Source organism: Paenibacillus sp. 01T442 (assembly GCF_056398345.1).
Genome location: NZ_JBFTPF010000019.1, coordinates 30,697 through 48,697 on the forward strand (window position 1 = coordinate 30,697; position 18,001 = coordinate 48,697).

The following is an 18,001-nucleotide window of genomic DNA, read 5'->3' on the forward strand; positions in this document are numbered from 1 at the left end:
TAACGTAAGCCATTCATGGCTGCGTTTTGAAATATAATATTTATGTAATCTTAGGAGGAAATGACGATGACAACAAAAGTAGGTATTAACGGTTTCGGACGTATTGGTCGTAACGTATTCCGCGCAGCATTGAACAACCCAGATGTACAAATCGTAGCAGTTAACGATTTGACAGACGTTAAAACATTGGCTCACTTGCTTAAATATGACACTACTCACGGTAAACTAGACGCTACAGTTGAAGCTGGCGAAGGCGAATTGATCGTTAACGGTCGTTCCATCAAGGTTTTTGCTGAACGTAACCCTGGGGATCTGCCATGGGCATCTGTAGGCGCTGAAATCGTAATCGAATCCACTGGTATTTTCACAGCGAAAGAAAAAGCAGAACTTCACTTGAAAGGTGGAGCTAAGAAAGTTATCATTTCCGCTCCAGCTTCTGACGAAGATATCACAATCGTACTTGGTGTTAACGAAGACAAATACGATCCAGCTGCACACACAATCATCTCCAACGCTTCTTGTACAACAAACTGTCTAGCTCCTTTCGCGAAAGTTATCAACGATAGCTTCGGAATCGTAAAAGGTATGATGACAACTGTTCACTCGTATACAAATGACCAATCCGTTCTAGACGTTCCACATAAAGACCTTCGTCGTGCTCGTGCAGCAGCTGAGAACATCATTCCTTCCAGCACTGGCGCAGCAAAAGCAATCGGTCTAGTACTTCCTGAGCTTAAAGGCAAATTGAACGGTATGGCAATGCGTGTTCCTACACCTAACGTATCCGTAACTGATTTGGTTGTTGAGCTTAAAGTTAACGTAACTGTTGACGAAGTAAACGCAGCTTTGAAAGCAGCTTCCGAAGGCCCTCTTAAAGGCATTCTTAACTACACAGAAGATGCACTTGTATCCAGCGACTTCAATGGTGACCCAGCTTCTTCCACAATCGACGCTTTGTCTACAATGGTAGTTGGCGACAACATGTTGAAAGTTGTTTCCTGGTACGATAACGAGTGGGGTTACTCCAATCGCGTTGTTGACTTGGTAGCTTTCATCGCGAAAAAAGGTCTGTAATTTCATAATTCATCAACTGGAAAACCACATGAAGGGGAGAAGAGATTCTCCTCTTTATGTGCGATTTACACATGGAAAAAGATAGAACCGGTAGATAACCATACATGCCAGAGCTAATGCTTACGAAGTCAGTTTTCTGACGAAAACTTTTAGGAGGCCTTTACGATGAATAAGAAAAGTGTTCGCGATGTTGAAGTAGCTGGTAAAAGAGTATTTGTTCGCGTTGATTTCAACGTGCCTGTAGAAAACGGACAAATCACTGACGATACACGTATCAGAGAAACGCTTCCTACGATTAAATTCTTAGTTGAGCAAGGCGCTAAAGTAATTCTTGCTGCGCATTTTGGTCGTCCAAACGGTCAAGTGGTTGAGGAGCTTCGTTTAACACCAGTTGCTGCGAAATTGGCTGAGCTTCTGGGTCAAAACGTGATCAAAGCGGATCAATCCGTTGGTGAAATCGTGAAAGCACAAGTTGATGCGCTTGAAAATGGCGACGTTCTTTTGCTTGAAAACGTTCGTTTCAACGAAGGTGAAGAGAAGAATGATCCTGAATTGGCAAAAGCTTTTGCTAATCTAGCTGATCTATTCGTGAATGATGCTTTCGGTGCTGCTCACCGTGCACATGCTTCGACTTCAGGCATTGCTTCTTATATCCCAGCTGTTTCCGGTCTTTTGATGGAGAAAGAGCTTGATGTTCTTGGTAAAGCATTGAACAACCCAGAGCGTCCTTTCACAGCGATCGTTGGCGGATCCAAAGTAAAAGACAAAATTGCAGTCATTGAGAACCTTCTGAACATTGCAGACAACGTCTTGATTGGCGGCGGTCTTTCCTATACATTCTTGAAAGCACAAGGCTACGAAATCGGTAAATCACTTCTGGACAATTCGAAGCTTGATTTAGCGCTTAGCTTTATTGCGAAAGCCAAAGAAAAAGGCGTTAACTTCTTACTTCCAGTGGATATCGTTGTTGCTGATAAATTCGGCGCAGATGCGAACACGCAAATCGTTGGCATTGACAGCATTCCTGCAGATTGGGAAGGCATTGACATCGGACCGAAAACACGTGAAATGTATGCAGACGTTATCGCAAAATCCAAACTTGTTGTTTGGAACGGACCGATGGGCGTATTCGAAATTGAGCCTTTCTCCCACGGTACACGTGCAGTAGCACAAGCATGTGCAGACACTGAAGGTTACACAGTTATCGGTGGTGGCGATTCCGCTGCTGCAACTGAGAAATTCCACTTGGCTGAGCAAATGAACCACATGTCCACAGGCGGCGGCGCTTCATTGGAGTTCATGGAAGGTAAAGCATTGCCAGGCGTAGTAGCACTTAACGACAAATAATATCAATTTTTATTATAACAAAAGCGTATGCATACGACGTCAGTTATTCTGACGAATAACTTTAAGGAGCCAAACCATGAGCAGAACACCGATTATCGCGGGTAACTGGAAAATGTTCAAAACCGTTTCCGAAGCAATCAGCTTCGTGAACGAAGTAAAAGGCAGCACAGTAGAAGGCGTGGAGAGCGTTATTTGCTCCCCTTTCACAAACCTTCCTGCGCTTGTTGAAGCTACAAAAGGTACTAACGTTCATGTTGGCGCACAAAACCTTCACTTTGAAGATAACGGTGCATTCACTGGTGAAATCAGCGGCGTAATGCTGAAAGACCTTGGCGTTGAGTATGTCATCATCGGTCACTCCGAGCGTAGAGCTTACTTCGCTGAGTCCGACGAAATCGTGAACAAGAAAGTCGTTGCGGCTTTCAAACACGGCTTGAAACCAATTCTTTGTGTAGGCGAGAAGTTGGAAGAGCGTGAAGCGGGTCAAACCAAAGACGTTTGTAAAGTACAAACAGAAGCAGCTTTCGCTGGTCTGAGTGCAGAGCAAGCAGCACAAGTTGTTATCGCTTATGAGCCAATTTGGGCGATCGGTACAGGTAAATCTTCAACAGCTGAAGATGCACAAGACGTGATCGGTTACATCCGTACTTTGGTTAGCGGTCTTTATGGCCCAGCAGTTGCAGATGCAGTTCGCATCCAATATGGCGGCAGCGTGAAGCCGAACAACATCGCTGAGTATATGGCACAGCCTGACATTGACGGCGCACTTGTAGGCGGAGCGAGCCTTGAGTCCACTTCCTACATCCAACTCGTCCAGGGGGCGAAGTAACATGTCCAGACCGAAACCGGTAGCACTCATCATTCTCGATGGCTTCGGACTCCGCTMGGAAGAGCAGGGGAATGCGGTTGCTCATGCCAAAAWGCCTAACTATGACCGTTACTGGTCTACGTTCCCTCATACAACCCTCACGGCTTGTGGTGAGGCTGTAGGTTTGCCAGAAGGCCAGATGGGAAATTCTGAAGTAGGACACCTGAACATCGGCGCTGGCCGTGTGGTTTATCAGGATCTGACGCGGATTTCTAAATCGATTCGTGATGGTGAATTTTACGATAATGAAACGATTGTCGGCGCACTTCGTCATGCCAAAGAGAACGGCAAGAAGCTGCACCTGTACGGTTTACTTTCTGATGGCGGCGTACACAGTCACATTCAACATTTGTTTGCTCTATTGGAATTAGCGAAAAAAGAAGAGTTCAATGACGTTTACATCCACGCATTCCTGGACGGCCGCGACGTGGCTCCAGACTCTGCGAAGGGGTATATGGCGAGTCTTTTGAGCAAAATCGAAGAAGTCGGCGTAGGCAAAATTGCGACTGTACAAGGCCGCTATTATGCGATGGACCGCGACAAACGCTGGGAGCGTACGGAGAAATCCTACCGTGCCATGGTGTATGGCGATGGCCCAACCTACACGGATCCGATGAAAGCGATCGAGGAGTCTTACGAGAAATCCGTCTATGACGAGTTCGTTATGCCAACGGTTATCGTTGGTGATGATGGTCAGCCGGTAGGACTTGTAGAGTCAGGCGATGCCGTGATCTTCTTTAACTTCCGTCCTGACCGCGCGATTCAGCTTTCGCAGGTCTTTACGAATGAAGACTTCCGCGGCTTTGATCGTGGTCCTAAAGTCGCTAAAAACCTCTACTACGTCTGTCTTACGCTGTTCAGCGAGTCTGTAGACGGTTTCGTAGCGTACAAACCGAAAAATCTCGATAACACGCTTGGTGAGGTGTTGGCTCAGAACGGTTTGAAACAGCTTCGCGCAGCAGAAACTGAAAAGTATCCGCACGTGACGTTCTTCTTCAGCGGTGGTCGTGATGCTGAATTGCCAGGCGAGACTCGCTTGTTGATTCCTTCACCGAAGGTTGCTACGTATGACTTGCAACCGGAAATGAGCGCTTATGAATTGGCAGATGCAGTGGTTAAAGAAGTAGAAGCGGAGCGTCATGATGTGATCATCTTGAACTTTGCCAACCCTGACATGGTAGGTCACTCTGGATTGCTGGAGCCAACGGTCAAAGCAATTGAAGCGACAGACGAGTGTCTGGGTAAAGTAGTCGAAGCTATTCTAGCTAAAGGCGGCGTAGTCTGCATCACAGCGGATCACGGAAATGCCGATGTCGTTACGAATGCAGACGGCTCACGCAACACAGCACATACAACGAATCCGGTGCCTTTTATTGTGACAGACAAATCTGTTACACTAAGAGATGGCGGAATTCTGGCAGATATTGCACCAACGATGCTAGACTTCTTAGAAGTAAAGCTTCCGGAAGAAATGACCGGCACAACAATTGTAAACAAGTAAAACTAAACTTATTTTATTGAAGGAGTGTTTTATCACAATGACAATTATTTCTGATGTTTACGCACGCGAAGTATTGGATTCCCGCGGTAACCCAACGGTTGAAGTAGAAGTATACCTAGAGTCCGGCGCTTTCGGCCGTGCTATCGTCCCTTCAGGCGCTTCCACAGGCGCATACGAGGCTGTTGAGCTTCGTGATGGTGACAAAGGTCGTTACCTTGGTAAAGGCGTTCTGAAAGCTGTTGAGAACGTAAATGAAATCATCGCTCCTGAAATCATCGGTCTAGACGCTCTTGATCAAGTTGGCATCGACAACAAAATGATCGAGCTTGACGGTACTCCTAACAAAGCTAAATTGGGAGCTAACGCAATTCTAGCTGTTTCCATGGCTGTTGCTCGCGCAGCTGCTGACGCTTTGGACGTGCCATTGTACGTTTACCTTGGTGGATTCAATGCCAAAACACTTCCAGTTCCAATGATGAACATCATCAACGGTGGGGCACATGCTGACAACAACGTTGACGTTCAAGAGTTCATGGTTCTGCCAGTTGGCGCTCCAACTTTCAAAGAAGCTCTTCGCATTGGCGCTGAGATTTTCCATAGCTTGAAATCCGTATTGAAAGAAAAAGGCCTTAACACAGCAGTTGGCGACGAAGGCGGATTCGCTCCTAACTTCAAATCCAACGAAGAAGCAATCACTACAATCCTTACAGCTATCGAAAACGCTGGTTACAAACCAGGTGTTGACGTATTCTTGGGTATGGACGTTGCTTCCACGGAGTTCTTCAAAGATGGAAAATACCACCTTGAAGGCGAAGGCAAATCCTTCACATCCGCTGAGTGGGTTGACTTCTTGGCTGCATGGGTTGATAAATACCCAATCATCACGGTTGAAGATGGTTGCTCCGAAGACGATTGGGAAGGTTGGAAATTGCTTACTGAGAAATTGGGTAACAAAATTCAACTCGTTGGTGATGACTTGTTCGTTACGAACACTGAGCGTCTATCCCGCGGTATCGAAGAAAACATCGGTAACTCCATCTTGGTTAAAGTTAACCAAATCGGTACGCTTACTGAAACTTTTGATGCGATCGAAATGGCAAAACGCGCTGGTTACACAGCTGTTATCTCCCACCGTTCCGGTGAGAGCGAAGACAGCACAATCGCTGACATCGCGGTTGCTACGAACGCTGGTCAAATCAAAACAGGTGCTCCGTCCCGTACGGACCGTGTAGCGAAATACAACCAACTTCTTCGTATCGAAGACGAGTTGTTCACTGTGGCTCAATACGCTGGTAAAAAAGCATTCTACAACTTGAGAAACTTCAAGTAATAACATCCGTATGTAATTATATGGCGGGCAGGTGGCTTACACCTGCCCGTTTTGGCGTATAATGAGGGTAAAGTCGTCAGATAGCAGGGAGGTTATGCTTTTGAGCAACTGGGTAAAAACGATCCTGTTCCTAATAGGCTCCGCGGTGCTCACGCACTGGATTCCTTCCTCATTTTTTCGGAACCTGGACACGATGGTACATGAGTTCGGGCATGCAGTTGCGACACTTGCACTGTCCGGCAAGGTCATGTACATCGAGCTGTACAGGGACCACAGCGGCGTCACCTACTCGTCCATGACCAAGTCATGGGCGGTCATCCCAGTCTCGCTGGCGGGATATATGACCGCCTCGCTGTTTGCTTGGTTTTTGTTCTCGGCGTACGCTAGAGGCAAGCAGAAGCTGGGATTGCAAGTGATGACGGCGCTGTCTGCGTTGTCACTGGTGCTGTTCGTACGGAATAGCTTCGGCGTTTCGTTCCTGCTCGGTTTTATTCTTATGACCGTGCTGGCTTTGGCGCTCGCGCCGAGGTGGCTGCGCGATTTTTACTACCTGCTGCTGGCGTTCTTATGCTTGGAGGAGTCGGTGTTCGGTCCGGGCTCGCTGATCGTATATGCCTTGCAAAACAGCCGGAGTGCTGGTGATGCGAGTAATTTGGCCAACCACACAGGGATACCTGCCATTGTTTGGGCGATCGGGTTTACGCTGTTCGCGCTGTGGTGTGCGAAGCAAGCGGTTGGTGCCTTCTTAGGGCGAAGCAAGAGAGCTAGAAATGCAAGTAGTAGGCCTACTGCGATGGGGTCATATCGCGACTAGGTGCTAATGCTTCGTTTAGGCAGTTTTGTTGTGTTCCTGGACGAACTATGTTAAAATACTTATGCTAGTTGTATAAGGCAAAGAATCGGCAATTGGGGTGCTAATATGTTAATCTTTATGAAAATTTTGTTAATCATAGCTTCGGTTGGATTAATTGCGATTGTCCTTTTACAAAAAGGGAAAAGCGCAGGCTTGTCCGGTGCCATTTCCGGTGGCGCTGAGCACTTATTTGGTAAACAAAAAGCTCGTGGTTTGGAACTATTTTTGTCCCGTGCAACAATGGGTCTTGCTGCTGCATTCTTTATTCTTTCTATTGTCGTAGCATACGTAGTGAAAAGCTAACACACATAAAACGATAACAGCAGGGGAACTATACTCCTGCTGTTTTTTCATTTTTGTATAAGTGTTGGTGAAAGGATGAGTCATCATTAAGGAAGAGCGGATTTATAGGTCGACAGAGCCCTTCTACTGGAAAGGGCATGGCGAGAAGCAGGGAACAGGCATTTTGATGATTCATGGCTTCACAGGATCACCTTCGGAATTCAGAAGAATTGGCTATATCTTGCGAGACGAAGGGTACACGATTCAAGCGCTCAGATTGCCAGGGCATGGCACTTCGCCTGAGGATATGAGGCGCACCGGATGGACGGATTGGTATGGGCATGTGCTGGAGAGTTACGATGAGCTAGCCGCTCGCTGCAAGCGAGTTGTGATCATGGGACATTCGATGGGCGGACTCCTTGCTTTGAAATTGGGGGGAGAACGCGCTGCTGCGGGCATTATCTCACTGGCTACACCGTTTTTCTTTACGACAAGGAAATTGGCGCTAGCTGGAGTTATGCAGTATGTATTGCCTTACATAGAGAAAAAACCCAAGAAGATCTCCACATTGTTGGACGAGTCATGTGCATATACCAAAACGCCGATTCGCTGTGTCGTCAGCTTAAGAAAGTTAGTCAAGGAAGTAAAGAAATTGCTACCGCGGGTAGATGCTCCGATCTGGATCGGGCAAGGAAATAAGGATGGAATCGTCCATCCTAACAGCGCAGTGTATCTACGGAATAGCGTCGGGTCACAGGTATCGGAATTGCATTTTTATAAGGAATCCTCCCATGGTTTATTGCTAGATCAAGAGCGGGAGCAGATATATGCGGATATTTCTGCGTTTATCCTTTCGCTGCAAACGGCATACTATGGATTAAGGGACATGAGAACGGCGGACTAGAACAACAACAAGAAGGTGAAGAGTGTATATGATAAAAGAGAACGAAATCGTAAGTTTGATGCAAGAAGAGGCTTATAAGCCTATGTCCTATAAAGAACTTGAGAAACACTTCGGAATTGGCAGTGCGAATGAGTTTAAATATTTTATAAAAATGCTCAATCAATTAGAAGAAAGCGGCCATATCGTAAGGAGCCCCAATGATCGTTATGGCGTTCCTGAACGGATGAATTTGGTGCGAGGCAAGCTGCAGGCCCATGCGAAGGGTTTTGCATTCTTAATTCCTGAAGACCGTGAACACCCGGACGTATACATTAATGCACACGACCTAAATACAGCGATGAACGGCGATATCGTATTCGTGAAAGTCACATCGCGCAGCCAAGGCGGCGGCCGTCTAGAAGGCGAAGTTGTACGTGTGATTACACGGGCGAACTCGCAGATCGTTGGCGTTTTTCAAAGCCAAGATACGTATGCCTTCGTCATTGCAGATGATAAACGGGTGACAAGAGATATTTTCATCCCGCAGCATGCTTTTATGGGAGCAGTCTCTGGACAAAAGGTCGTCGTGAAAATTGTGAATTATCCAGAAGGCCGTTCCGCGGCTGAGGGTGAAGTGATTGAGATTCTGGGTCATAAGGATGATCCAGGTGTCGATATTTTGGCGATCATACGCAAACATCAATTGCCGGAGGCGTTCCAACCAGAAGTTTTGGCGGAAGCAGAAGCGGCGCCAGATTCGATTACAGAAGAAGAAATCATCGGGCAAGGTCGTCGTGATCTTCGTGCGAAAACCATTGTAACGATTGATGGTGAAGATGCCAAGGATTTGGATGATGCTGTGAATGTGGAGCTTTTGGACAATGGGAACGTTCGACTTGGCGTGCATATTGCCGATGTGAGTTACTATGTGCGAGAAGGTACGGCACTTGATATTGAAGCTTACAATCGCGGATGCTCCGTGTATTTGACCGATCGTGTGATTCCGATGCTGCCTCACCGTTTATCGAACGGGATTTGTTCGTTGAACCCGCAAGTAGACCGGTTGACCATGTCGTGTGAAATGGAATTTGACGCGGATTTGAAGGTCGTTAATCATGAGATTTTCACCAGTGTCATCAAAACAAAAGAACGAATGACCTATACGAATGTACGCAAGCTGCTGACAGGTGAGGCAGAGCCAGAAATCGTGGAGAAATATGCGTATTTAATGGAAGACTTCAAACGGATGGAAGAACTAGCAGCTAGATTGCGTTCCAGACGGATGAAGCGCGGTGCGATTGATTTCGACTTTGAAGAGTCTAAGATCCTCGTAGATGCGGATGGTAAGCCAACTGATATTGTCAAAAGAGAGCGCTCTGTCGCTGAAATGATGATCGAGGAGTTCATGCTAGCCGCCAATGAGACGGTTGCTGAGCATTTCTCATGGTTGAAAGTGCCGTTCTTGTATCGCGTGCATGAGGATCCGGATTCCGAGAAATTGATGAACTTCATGGAGTTCGTTACAACCTTTGGCTATGCGATGCGTGGGGGTAAAGGTGGGGCAATTCATGCGCGTTCCTTGCAGGCTTTGTTAGAAGATATTAAGGGAACACCGGAAGAAACCGTGATTAGTAAAGTGATGCTGCGCTCAATGAAGCAGGCTAAGTATGATGCACAGAGTTTGGGCCATTTTGGCCTAGCTGCGGAGTTTTATTCCCATTTTACATCACCGATTCGTCGTTATCCGGATTTGGTTATCCATCGGGTTATTCGTGAAGTGTTGGAGAATGGTGGCACCCTTCCAGATAAACGACATGATTATTTAGCTTCGCGTATGAACGATATTGCCCAGCAGTCCTCCGAGCGTGAGCGTGTTGCTGTTGATGCAGAACGTGATACAGAAGCTTTGAAGAAAGCACAGTACATGCTGGATAAAGTTGGTGAGGAGTTCGAGGGTATTATCTCGAGCGTGACGGGCTTCGGTATGTTCATTGAGTTAGACAACACAGTTGAAGGCTTAATTCGATTGAGTGATTTGACGGATGATTACTACAATCATCATGAGAAGCAACATGCTCTAATTGGTGAGCGTACCTCCAAAATTTATCGACTTGGCGACAGCATTAAGGTGCGCGTTGCGCGCGTGAGTATGGAAGATCATACGATTGATTTTGAATTGTTGGATATGAAGCCTCGCAAAGAGGGTGCATTTAACCGCGGCGGCGGTGGTGGAGGCAAGTTCAAAGGTGCAGGCGGGTTTAAAGGTTTCCGTGGTAAGTCGGATAGTGGTAGAGCCGATAAAGGCAAGGGCGGAACGAACGGGAGACCTGAGAAGGGCAAAGGCGGGTACAAAGGTAAAGGTGGCTTTGCGAAGGCGCAACCTGTGGTTGGGCAAGGTGGGGCTGCGAATCAGGGTGATGCTTCTGGGAACCAAACAAACGGAAATCCAGGGAAACGCGGAGACTCGTCAGGGATAGGTCAAGGGAAGAAGCGTGGGCGTGCCGATAGTGGTGCTGCTCGACGGATTGAAATGGCTGCTCGCGGGGCTGTCGAAGGCGCTGTTGGTACAGAGGGCGCGGCAGGAACAGAGAAAGGTCGTAGAAGATCTAGGGGTAAGGGCGGCCAGGGTCAGGGCCAAGGAAGTGGCCAAGGACAAGAACAAAGAAAAGCTGAGGGCTTTACTGGAAGCGKGGATGGCAAAGCAGAGTACATTGCTGGCATTGGAGTGGGAGAAGGTCAAGGTGGAGCCTTCCAAGGTAATTCAGCAGGTCAAGGGAAATCACGCCGCGGCAAGGGTGGTAGTAAGCCTTGGAGCGACAAGCGCGAAAAAGGCGGAAAGATTGGCGAAGGCGGCAGCTTGCGCCAACGATTGCAGTCAGTCGGCGCAGGGCGGACTGATAGCGGGGTTGGCCAAGGCGGCGAGCGTGGCCGTGGGGTTTCGCTTGGGGGCGAAGCCCAAGCGGGCGGTGGCGGTAGCGCTGCATCGGAGCGCAGCGGCATGGATTGGGCGAGCGGCGTGAACGCGCTCGCCAAGGGCGGTCGTCGCCGGAGCGACGACGGCGATGGTAGCAAGAAGCGGCGGAGATAGTCGCCGCTTCTTGCTTTTCGGGCTTGATCTTGCTACAATAGGTTGCACATTGTAGCAAGATTTACCTGCATTTTAGCGTGCGGGAGGAGGATCTCACGTGGCAACTAAAAAGGCTGATGGCAAGCTACTCGCCCAGAATAAAAAGGCTTCACACGATTATTTCATCGAAGATACGTATGAATGCGGTCTTGTCCTGACTGGCACGGAGATCAAATCCTTACGGGCAGGTAAAGCCAACATTGGCGACAGCTTTTCGACGATTCGGAATGGCGAAGCATTTGTACATAATATGCACATTAGCCCTTTCGAACAAGGGAACCGCAGCAATCCGGAAGATCCTACACGGACGCGGAAGCTATTGTTGAAGAAAGTACAAATCGCCAAAATACTAGGCCAGGCTAAGCAAGAAGGCTATACGGTCGTTCCATTGAAAGTGTACATCCGGAATGGCTACGCGAAGCTTCTTATTGGCATTGGTAAAGGGAAGAAACAATACGACAAGCGTGAGTCTGCTGCCAAGAAAGATGCACAGCGCGATATTCAACGCGCATTGCGTGAGAAGCAGAAGATTGCCAGATAGCTTGGGTGTATTGGAAGGTAACACCTTGTCTTCCATGAACCTAGTGTTCATATTTCATCCGATTATGGTATACTAGTAAATGTAACGAAGAGATTTCAAGTGTAACTTGGCTCTACAGCTTGTCCTTTTAACCTTCACCGTCTCTGACGGTTACGAAGGCAATCCGGGGGTGTTCTTGGATTCGACGGGGATAGTTTGAGCGCGGGTTGCGGGTAGTGGGGCCGCGTCCACTATAAAACGCTAAAGCCTATTAAATGGCAAAACACAAAACAACTACGCTTTAGCAGCTTAATAACCTGTTAGCGTGCTTCTACTCAGCATCGCCCATGTGACTGGGATAGGGGCTCAACTATAGTGGGATACGACGTTTGGTCTCCGCCTGGGGTCAGACGTAGGAAGACAATCAGGCTGACCTAACGCATAGCCGGTTACGGGGCGATGCTCGGGTGACATCAAAACTGTGACTACACCCGTAGATGCCTGTGTGGCAATATTTTCGGACAGGGGTTCGACTCCCCTCACCTCCATACAGATTTTGAGAGAGCTCGCTTTTGGGCTCTCTCTTTTTCTATTTTGAGCAACACTCTTAATGTTCATGGGGGTTGGTAAGCCTTCTATATCAAAGTATCTTGGCTGTTGTGATGATGAATCCAAGCAAGTTTCTCATGCTATAGATACTCACAACCTCATGAGTACCATGGGGTGAGAGTGTATATTTAATTGAATAGTTTAAGTTTTTAGTATATTATTATTTTGAAAAAAATGACAAATGAGGTGTGGATGCAGTGGGTAAACTTAAAGAAACACTAACTGAATCGGAATTTGAAGGTAAAATAACAATTGATTGTGATTGGGATTATGATGACACTTCTGAAGGTAACTCTGCCGATCTTGTATACAAGGGGATTATCTTGTTAGACGATGAAGAAAAGGAAATAGAGAGAATATGCAACGGTAAAGGTTATCAAGATGAAATGGCAGAGGCAATTACAAGAGTGAACTCAATGGGGAAGGAATGGGTTCCAAGCGAAAATCTTGAAGAATACGATGGGTGGTATTTAGATAAGTGGGGTAAAACTTTGCTTTAATACGGTTTCTAATACGTGACATTAGCGAAAGTCTCCCTCACATAGTACATACTTAAAGCAGAAGGGCAGGGGAGTGCCAGAACCGCTATACTCCCCTGCTATTGAGCTACTTCTTAGGCCAGTCGGCTACTAATACCTTCTGATATAGCACGGTCTCCTCGGATTTAATCTGAAACGTTAAATGGATGATTTTCGTCTCCCGATGAACTACGACACTTGTAATGAACTTGGGAACAGTAGCATGTAAAGACTGTGGATTCGGAGAATCGTCATCCAGCAAACTAATGAGCCCACGGATGTCTTCCTTCAATGTAAGCATGTAGTGTTCTGGTAAATTCTCTGCTTTTACTGACTGGCTTAGTGCAGCAAGCTCAGATTCTTTAAGATGCAGTTCTTGCTTCATTTCTAAGATAGCATCTGAGTAGTAAGCTTTGCCGCGGCCATCGGCCATTTCTTGTTCCATCTGCTTGATGCGCTTCTCGAGGAACTGGGTTTCCGCTTCGAGATCGGCTGTTGAGGTATTCTCCTGCTGTTCTTTACGGTACTGTGATATTTTCTCTTCCAACTGGTCATTCAGAATTAATTGAACAAGAGTAACGCGTAGTTTGTTTGCTACAAGATTCTCCAGTGTCTCCTTCCGCCAACCTACATATGGACAGAATGCTTTTCCTTTACGCATGTAGCCTCCGCAAAGATAGTATTTCTGCCCGCCGTGCACTTTAGTTGTTGAAGTAGAGTTGCCGACCATTCTGGAACCGCACTTATCGCAATACAAAAAGCCTCTCATCCAAAAAGGAGAGTGAGGCTTGGTTTGAAAAGGATTATGAGTTTGCCCGCCGCCATTATGGCGATCCTTAGCTTTTGACTGGCATAATTCAAATAAATCTTTTGTAATGACCGCGGGATGAGCATTCTCCGTTATTACCCATTCAGAGCGATCTCTCCATTTAACTCCTTTCGTTTGATACTCTTGCTTATTCCAGCATCTTCGTCCAATGTATGCTTCATTGAAGATGATGGCACGGATGGTACTGGCCGACCACTGACCACCTTTCTGTGTAGGTACTCCTTTTTCATTGAGCAAGTTTGAAATCTTCTTGTACCCTATGTTCTCGTAAGCGTACTGATTAAAGATCCAACGTATAATGTCGATTTCTTCCCGCGGGCCAAGAACCCACACTGCTTTGGTTTTCTGGTTGCTGAACGCAATATGCTCCGTACGATAGCCATAGGGGGGTGTCCCGCCGTTGCTATATCCTTGCTTGGCATTCTGAGTCATTCCTTTGCTTACTTCTTTGGCAAGGTTGGCGTTGAAGAACTCCGACATAACCTCTAACATGCCCTCTAGGAGCTTGTCCTGCGGAGTTTCGGCTTCTGTTCGCTCGGTGATGGATATGACTTTTACGCCCACTTGGGCTAGAAGAGCTTTGTATATCACATGATCGTCCCTCTTACGGGAAAAGCGATCGAACTTATGAACTAGGATTGCATCGAATGGTCGATTGCTACGCTTAGCAATAGCGATCATCCTTTGGAACTCTGCGCGGTCGTCTGTCTTGGCAGACTTGCCTTTCTCGATAAACTCATTAGTGATAATGTGCCCTTGCTCCTGGCAGTATTGCTGGATAGCCTTGACTTGGGCAGGGATCGATAATTCCTTTTCTGTCTGACGGTCAGATGATACACGGACATAGATGGCTACTTTCATTGATAACAGCTCCTTGTATAGTGGTTTTTGGGCATAAAAAAACAGATACACCGAATGGTGTACCTGCAACGTGCAAATTACTAACTTACTGCATAGCTATCTAACGCTTCTGTAGACAGTCTTAAAGCCGATTATTGCTAGGGCGATGATCAGTCCGACAAAAACAGTAGGCAAGCTGAATGCTTCTCCTCCGCCTAATGCAATTCCAATTTTGCTCAATGTAATCACCTCCTTTCGGTAACATCTAATTCAAGTGTACTAAGTTGCTGGCAAATCAATATAAATACTGTTTTAATGACTTCGGATTGAAGAAAATCCTTAATTGGTAGTTGCTGATTTAGTAATAATAGGACAAGTAGTAGGTATTTTATTAATGCAGTGTTTTCAGCAACGAATCCACCAGGACAATGCTTGTCTATCAACTCGAAAAGTTGCGAGAAATACGGGATAGTTATAGGATCAATAAGCGTTCTCTCTAATTCATTCCAATACCATTTCAAAGTACTAATGACTTCAGTCATCTCAATAAAATCCTGTTCTTCTGACTTAAGTACTGATGTAAATATGAGATCAAGGCTTGTCCAATTAATCGTCTCGCTAAATAGAGCAGATGGGTCAGCTGGTACAGTGATTTCATTAATCTCAAAGAAACTAAGCATGTTAGCTACTGTCAACATCCTTTGTGTTCCGAGATCGATAACGAAGTTTAGCATCCCCTTTGCATGTTTCATTTCTTGATTATAGATATGTTCCAGCTCAGCCTCATCTTCCTTAGTTGGTCTACCAGGTTTTTTGGGAGGGAGAGCATCTTTTGCGATTTCTCGTATAGCAAAATCGGCATTATCTGGATCGGATACTACTTTGAAAGCATCGATAAAGGTTGAGTCTATTGTGGAAACAAAACCTCGTAATGCTCCTTTAAGCTTTTCCCACGCTACAGGGTAACCCTTCCAGTACAAAGTTAAGATTAGCGCTTCTTGCTTAATATGTGATAGACGTTGGATTTCCTTAAGTGTATCTATTGTACGCTCATTATAATAAGCAGATGTTCCTCTTGCTCGTCCTCTACCTCTGACCTGTGAAATAATTAAGCCAAGGTTTATATATCTACGTAATTTACTCTCTGTAAGTGGAATGTTTTCTTCTGCGGCTCTAGCTAAGAGTTCATTTCGATTCATCTTAATCCCCCCTGTTGATTCTATATTAGAACGACAAGGGGAACTAAACAATGGAGTTTCTATGCGCAAATGTAAGTCATACTTACTTTCTTCTACTATCAAGCTGAACTTGAGCTTGATTCCATAAACTTTTAGTAATAATTGCTGTATGACTGTCCTTGGTTATTATCCAGTCCACAKGGTTATTCTTGCATCCATTCACCTCAGACTTCTTATTCCATGTACGATAGCCGAGATAAGCTTGGTTACTGAGCAGGGATAAGACAGTAGATGGACTCCAACGCCGACCACTTCCGTGACTAGCCTCTATCACATTCAGCATACGAGCAATTTTTTTACCGCCAGCGCCATCAGCAGCGGATTGGAATATGAGTTCTATCCTCTTTACCTCCTCTTCAGGGCCGAGCACATAAGATACTTTGCTACCCAGTCTCTGAAGTCTATAGCCATAGGGAGCACGACCGCCGCAATGGAATCCCTGTTCTGCGTTTTCCTTCATCCCCTTTACAGTCTCGAAGCTCAGATTCATGTTGTAGAATTCGGAGATTACCTCAAGCATTCCCTCAAGCAACATGCCGTGTGGGGTCTCAGGATCAGTATGTTCAGTTGCCGAAATAACAGAAATACCCTGCTTTTTTAGCAGGGCCTTGTAGATTACATGATCTGCACGTTTACGACTAAAGCGGTCAAACTTGTGAACCAAGATTGCTTCAAATTGTTTGTCAGACTTCTGTGCCACAGATATCATCCGTTTGAAGTCAGGACGATCATCGTTCTTTGCGGACTTAGCTTCATCAATAAATTCATCAATAATAGTCCAGTTTTTCTCAAGTGCATAACGTTCCAGTGCCTCTCTTTGTGCTGGGATGGATAGTTGGCGTTCTGCTTGTTGTTCTGATGACACTCTTAGGTAGATTATAACCCTCATTTTGTTTACTCCCTTCGATATTGTTCGATGCAGCCCTGCCTATCCTCCTTTCTTTGTCTCGGCACATCTCACCGCCGAGTGTTCGCTGTAAACGCAAAAAAGCCCGAATCCATTGGGATTCAGGCAAGAAATTATATATTATGACCTTACGGCGAGGCTGGGAGTAAAATTTTATCACTGCCTCTCCCTTCAATATTGTTCGATACAACGCAGCCTATCCTCTCAGTCAAGGCTGCGAAGCAGTCGTCTTAGCCTTGACGGGGTGCAGGAGTAGTAATCCTGTGTGTCCCCGCTTTAGGGGGACGGAAGGAGGGAGGGCTAGATATTATTCCGATTCAGTAACGGGAGGTCTACAAATTCTTCATCCAGTTTTCTTAGCAATATTATTGCAGATTCGTTATCTGAAATTAGTGAATTAATTATCTGACCGCAAATGTCTTCCGATAGGATGTAATTTCCAGTAATGAACGATTCAAGTAATCTTATTCCCCTGCCAGTCACTTTTGATAATTGATCTAAGGAATATTCATCACTAGACAAGAAGTCATTTAATAATTGTCGAAGTTGGTCCTGGTTGTTATTCATAATAATCATCCCTTTCTCACCACTATTTATTTAGTTCATCAATGGCACTTTTTTTCCTTGCCCATGTTTGACGGCGAACCCTGACTTTATTAATTAAATTGTTAACTTCCTCGATGAATTCTTCATACTCCAGCACACTCATTTCTACTACTTCATCGACTTCCTCATGCATTACACCAGCAGGGGAGTATGCTTTAAGGTTCATATGCATGCGGTGAGTGGGTTCTAAGATGTCGAAGTTCTTAATTGATGACGTAATTCCGCAGATCGTGAATGACACTGGATTATTTCTATAGAAATCTAGCTGGAAAGCCTCTATCGGTACGGCCATGACTTGTGCGATCTTCGCGAGCAACGCTGCTTTCAAACCATACTGTTTGCCTGATTCAAATCTGGAAAGCGTAGAAGGGGATGTACCGATCTTGTCGGCCAAGGCATTAATCGTAAACTTACCAGGATTCTGTGACTCCGCTTTCTCACGGATGTATTTGTGGATTTCGCCGAGCTGTTGGAATTCGCTGAGTGTCCTAAGGTCTTCTTCTGTTATTACATAAGGTATTGATCCCATCTGGCTTCACGTTCCTTTCTTTACTGTAGGAATAGCATATCATGACTGTTGCGTAAATGCAATAATATGTATTGCGTAAATGAAAATGACGTGTTATGATCTGTCGTAACAAACTTGAAACGGAGATGGTTCGCTATGCG

Annotated in this window: 15 protein-coding genes and 1 other RNA gene; 12 read left to right on the forward strand and 4 right to left on the reverse strand. The window is 45.9% G+C overall.

Features of this window, described 5'->3' with window-relative positions:
- Nucleotides 1-66: 66 nt before the first annotated feature.
- The 12 genes from gap to AC1DLM_RS17090 all read left to right on the forward strand — a co-directional run bounded on the left by gap (nt 67) and on the right by AC1DLM_RS17090 (nt 12,894).
- Nucleotides 67-1,074, forward strand: a complete 1,008-nt coding sequence (gene gap, locus AC1DLM_RS17035) for a type I glyceraldehyde-3-phosphate dehydrogenase (protein WP_065851307.1) — start codon at nt 67-69, stop codon at nt 1,072-1,074.
- 165 nt (nt 1,075-1,239) lie between these two features.
- Nucleotides 1,240-2,421, forward strand: a complete 1,182-nt coding sequence (locus tag AC1DLM_RS17040; RefSeq protein WP_477570631.1) for a phosphoglycerate kinase — start codon at nt 1,240-1,242, stop codon at nt 2,419-2,421.
- Between the two features lie 76 nt (nt 2,422-2,497).
- Nucleotides 2,498-3,250: a triose-phosphate isomerase gene (gene tpiA / locus AC1DLM_RS17045; protein ID WP_441991287.1), complete on the forward strand. Its 753-nt coding sequence runs from the start codon at nt 2,498-2,500 to the stop codon at nt 3,248-3,250.
- 1 nt (nt 3,251) lies between these two features.
- Nucleotides 3,252-4,790: a 2,3-bisphosphoglycerate-independent phosphoglycerate mutase gene (gpmI, locus tag AC1DLM_RS17050; protein ID WP_477570632.1), complete on the forward strand. Its 1,539-nt coding sequence runs from the start codon at nt 3,252-3,254 to the stop codon at nt 4,788-4,790.
- A gap of 37 nt (nt 4,791-4,827) precedes the next feature.
- Nucleotides 4,828-6,120 (forward strand): phosphopyruvate hydratase, encoded by a 1,293-nt coding sequence (gene eno / locus AC1DLM_RS17055; protein ID WP_056611239.1) that lies wholly within the window; start codon nt 4,828-4,830, stop codon nt 6,118-6,120.
- Between the two features lie 94 nt (nt 6,121-6,214).
- Nucleotides 6,215-6,934, forward strand: coding sequence for a M50 family metallopeptidase (locus AC1DLM_RS17060; protein WP_477570633.1), 720 nt, complete (start codon nt 6,215-6,217; stop codon nt 6,932-6,934).
- Between the two features lie 105 nt (nt 6,935-7,039).
- A complete protein-coding gene (secG, locus tag AC1DLM_RS17065; protein WP_056611230.1) occupies nt 7,040-7,276 on the forward strand; it encodes a preprotein translocase subunit SecG in 237 nt (78 codons plus the stop codon).
- A 166-nt stretch (nt 7,277-7,442) separates the two neighbouring features.
- A complete protein-coding gene (locus AC1DLM_RS17070) occupies nt 7,443-8,159 on the forward strand; it encodes an alpha/beta hydrolase (protein WP_441991329.1) in 717 nt (238 codons plus the stop codon).
- Nucleotides 8,160-8,187: 28 nt separating this feature from the next.
- Complete coding sequence (rnr, locus tag AC1DLM_RS17075; protein ID WP_477570634.1) at nt 8,188-11,226, forward strand: ribonuclease R; 3,039 nt, start codon at nt 8,188-8,190, stop codon at nt 11,224-11,226.
- A gap of 97 nt (nt 11,227-11,323) precedes the next feature.
- A complete protein-coding gene (gene smpB / locus AC1DLM_RS17080) occupies nt 11,324-11,806 on the forward strand; it encodes an SsrA-binding protein SmpB (protein ID WP_028555549.1) in 483 nt (160 codons plus the stop codon).
- 165 nt (nt 11,807-11,971) lie between these two features.
- Nucleotides 11,972-12,336, forward strand: a transfer-messenger RNA (tmRNA) gene (gene ssrA / locus AC1DLM_RS17085).
- Between the two features lie 255 nt (nt 12,337-12,591).
- Nucleotides 12,592-12,894, forward strand: a complete 303-nt coding sequence (locus AC1DLM_RS17090) for a hypothetical protein (RefSeq protein ID WP_477570635.1) — start codon at nt 12,592-12,594, stop codon at nt 12,892-12,894.
- A gap of 106 nt (nt 12,895-13,000) precedes the next feature.
- On the opposite strand, the gene AC1DLM_RS17095 is transcribed toward AC1DLM_RS17090, so the two are convergent.
- The 4 genes from AC1DLM_RS17095 to AC1DLM_RS17110 form a co-directional block, all read right to left on the reverse strand.
- Nucleotides 13,001-14,602 carry a recombinase family protein gene (locus tag AC1DLM_RS17095; protein WP_477570636.1) on the reverse strand — a complete coding sequence of 534 codons (1,602 nt, stop codon included), beginning with the start codon at nt 14,600-14,602 and terminating at the stop codon, nt 13,001-13,003.
- Between the two features lie 224 nt (nt 14,603-14,826).
- Nucleotides 14,827-15,780 carry a hypothetical protein gene (locus AC1DLM_RS17100; RefSeq protein WP_477570637.1) on the reverse strand — a complete coding sequence of 318 codons (954 nt, stop codon included), beginning with the start codon at nt 15,778-15,780 and terminating at the stop codon, nt 14,827-14,829.
- Nucleotides 15,781-15,862: 82 nt separating this feature from the next.
- Nucleotides 15,863-16,708, reverse strand: coding sequence for a recombinase family protein (locus tag AC1DLM_RS17105; protein WP_477570638.1), 846 nt, complete (start codon nt 16,706-16,708; stop codon nt 15,863-15,865).
- A 607-nt stretch (nt 16,709-17,315) separates the two neighbouring features.
- Nucleotides 17,316-17,861: a helix-turn-helix domain-containing protein gene (locus AC1DLM_RS17110; protein ID WP_477570639.1), complete on the reverse strand. Its 546-nt coding sequence runs from the start codon at nt 17,859-17,861 to the stop codon at nt 17,316-17,318.
- Between the last annotated feature and the right edge of the window lie 140 nt (nt 17,862-18,001).

Excerpts from the sequence above, each read along its gene's own strand:
- AC1DLM_RS17110 (WP_477570639.1), bottom strand. The coding sequence starts at position 17,861 with ATGGGATCAATACCTTATGTAATAACAGAAGAAGACCTTAGGACACTC.
- secG (WP_056611230.1), top strand. The coding sequence starts at position 7,040 with ATGTTAATCTTTATGAAAATTTTGTTAATCATAGCTTCGGTTGGATTA.
- AC1DLM_RS17070 (WP_441991329.1), top strand. The coding sequence starts at position 7,443 with ATGATTCATGGCTTCACAGGATCACCTTCGGAATTCAGAAGAATTGGC.
- gap (WP_065851307.1), top strand. The coding sequence starts at position 67 with ATGACAACAAAAGTAGGTATTAACGGTTTCGGACGTATTGGTCGTAAC.
- AC1DLM_RS17060 (WP_477570633.1), top strand. The coding sequence starts at position 6,215 with ATGCTTTTGAGCAACTGGGTAAAAACGATCCTGTTCCTAATAGGCTCC.
- AC1DLM_RS17095 (WP_477570636.1), bottom strand. The coding sequence starts at position 14,602 with ATGAAAGTAGCCATCTATGTCCGTGTATCATCTGACCGTCAGACAGAA.
- AC1DLM_RS17100 (WP_477570637.1), bottom strand. The coding sequence starts at position 15,780 with ATGAATCGAAATGAACTCTTAGCTAGAGCCGCAGAAGAAAACATTCCA.
- AC1DLM_RS17040 (WP_477570631.1), top strand. The coding sequence starts at position 1,240 with ATGAATAAGAAAAGTGTTCGCGATGTTGAAGTAGCTGGTAAAAGAGTA.
- eno (WP_056611239.1), top strand. The coding sequence starts at position 4,828 with ATGACAATTATTTCTGATGTTTACGCACGCGAAGTATTGGATTCCCGC.
- tpiA (WP_441991287.1), top strand. The coding sequence starts at position 2,498 with ATGAGCAGAACACCGATTATCGCGGGTAACTGGAAAATGTTCAAAACC.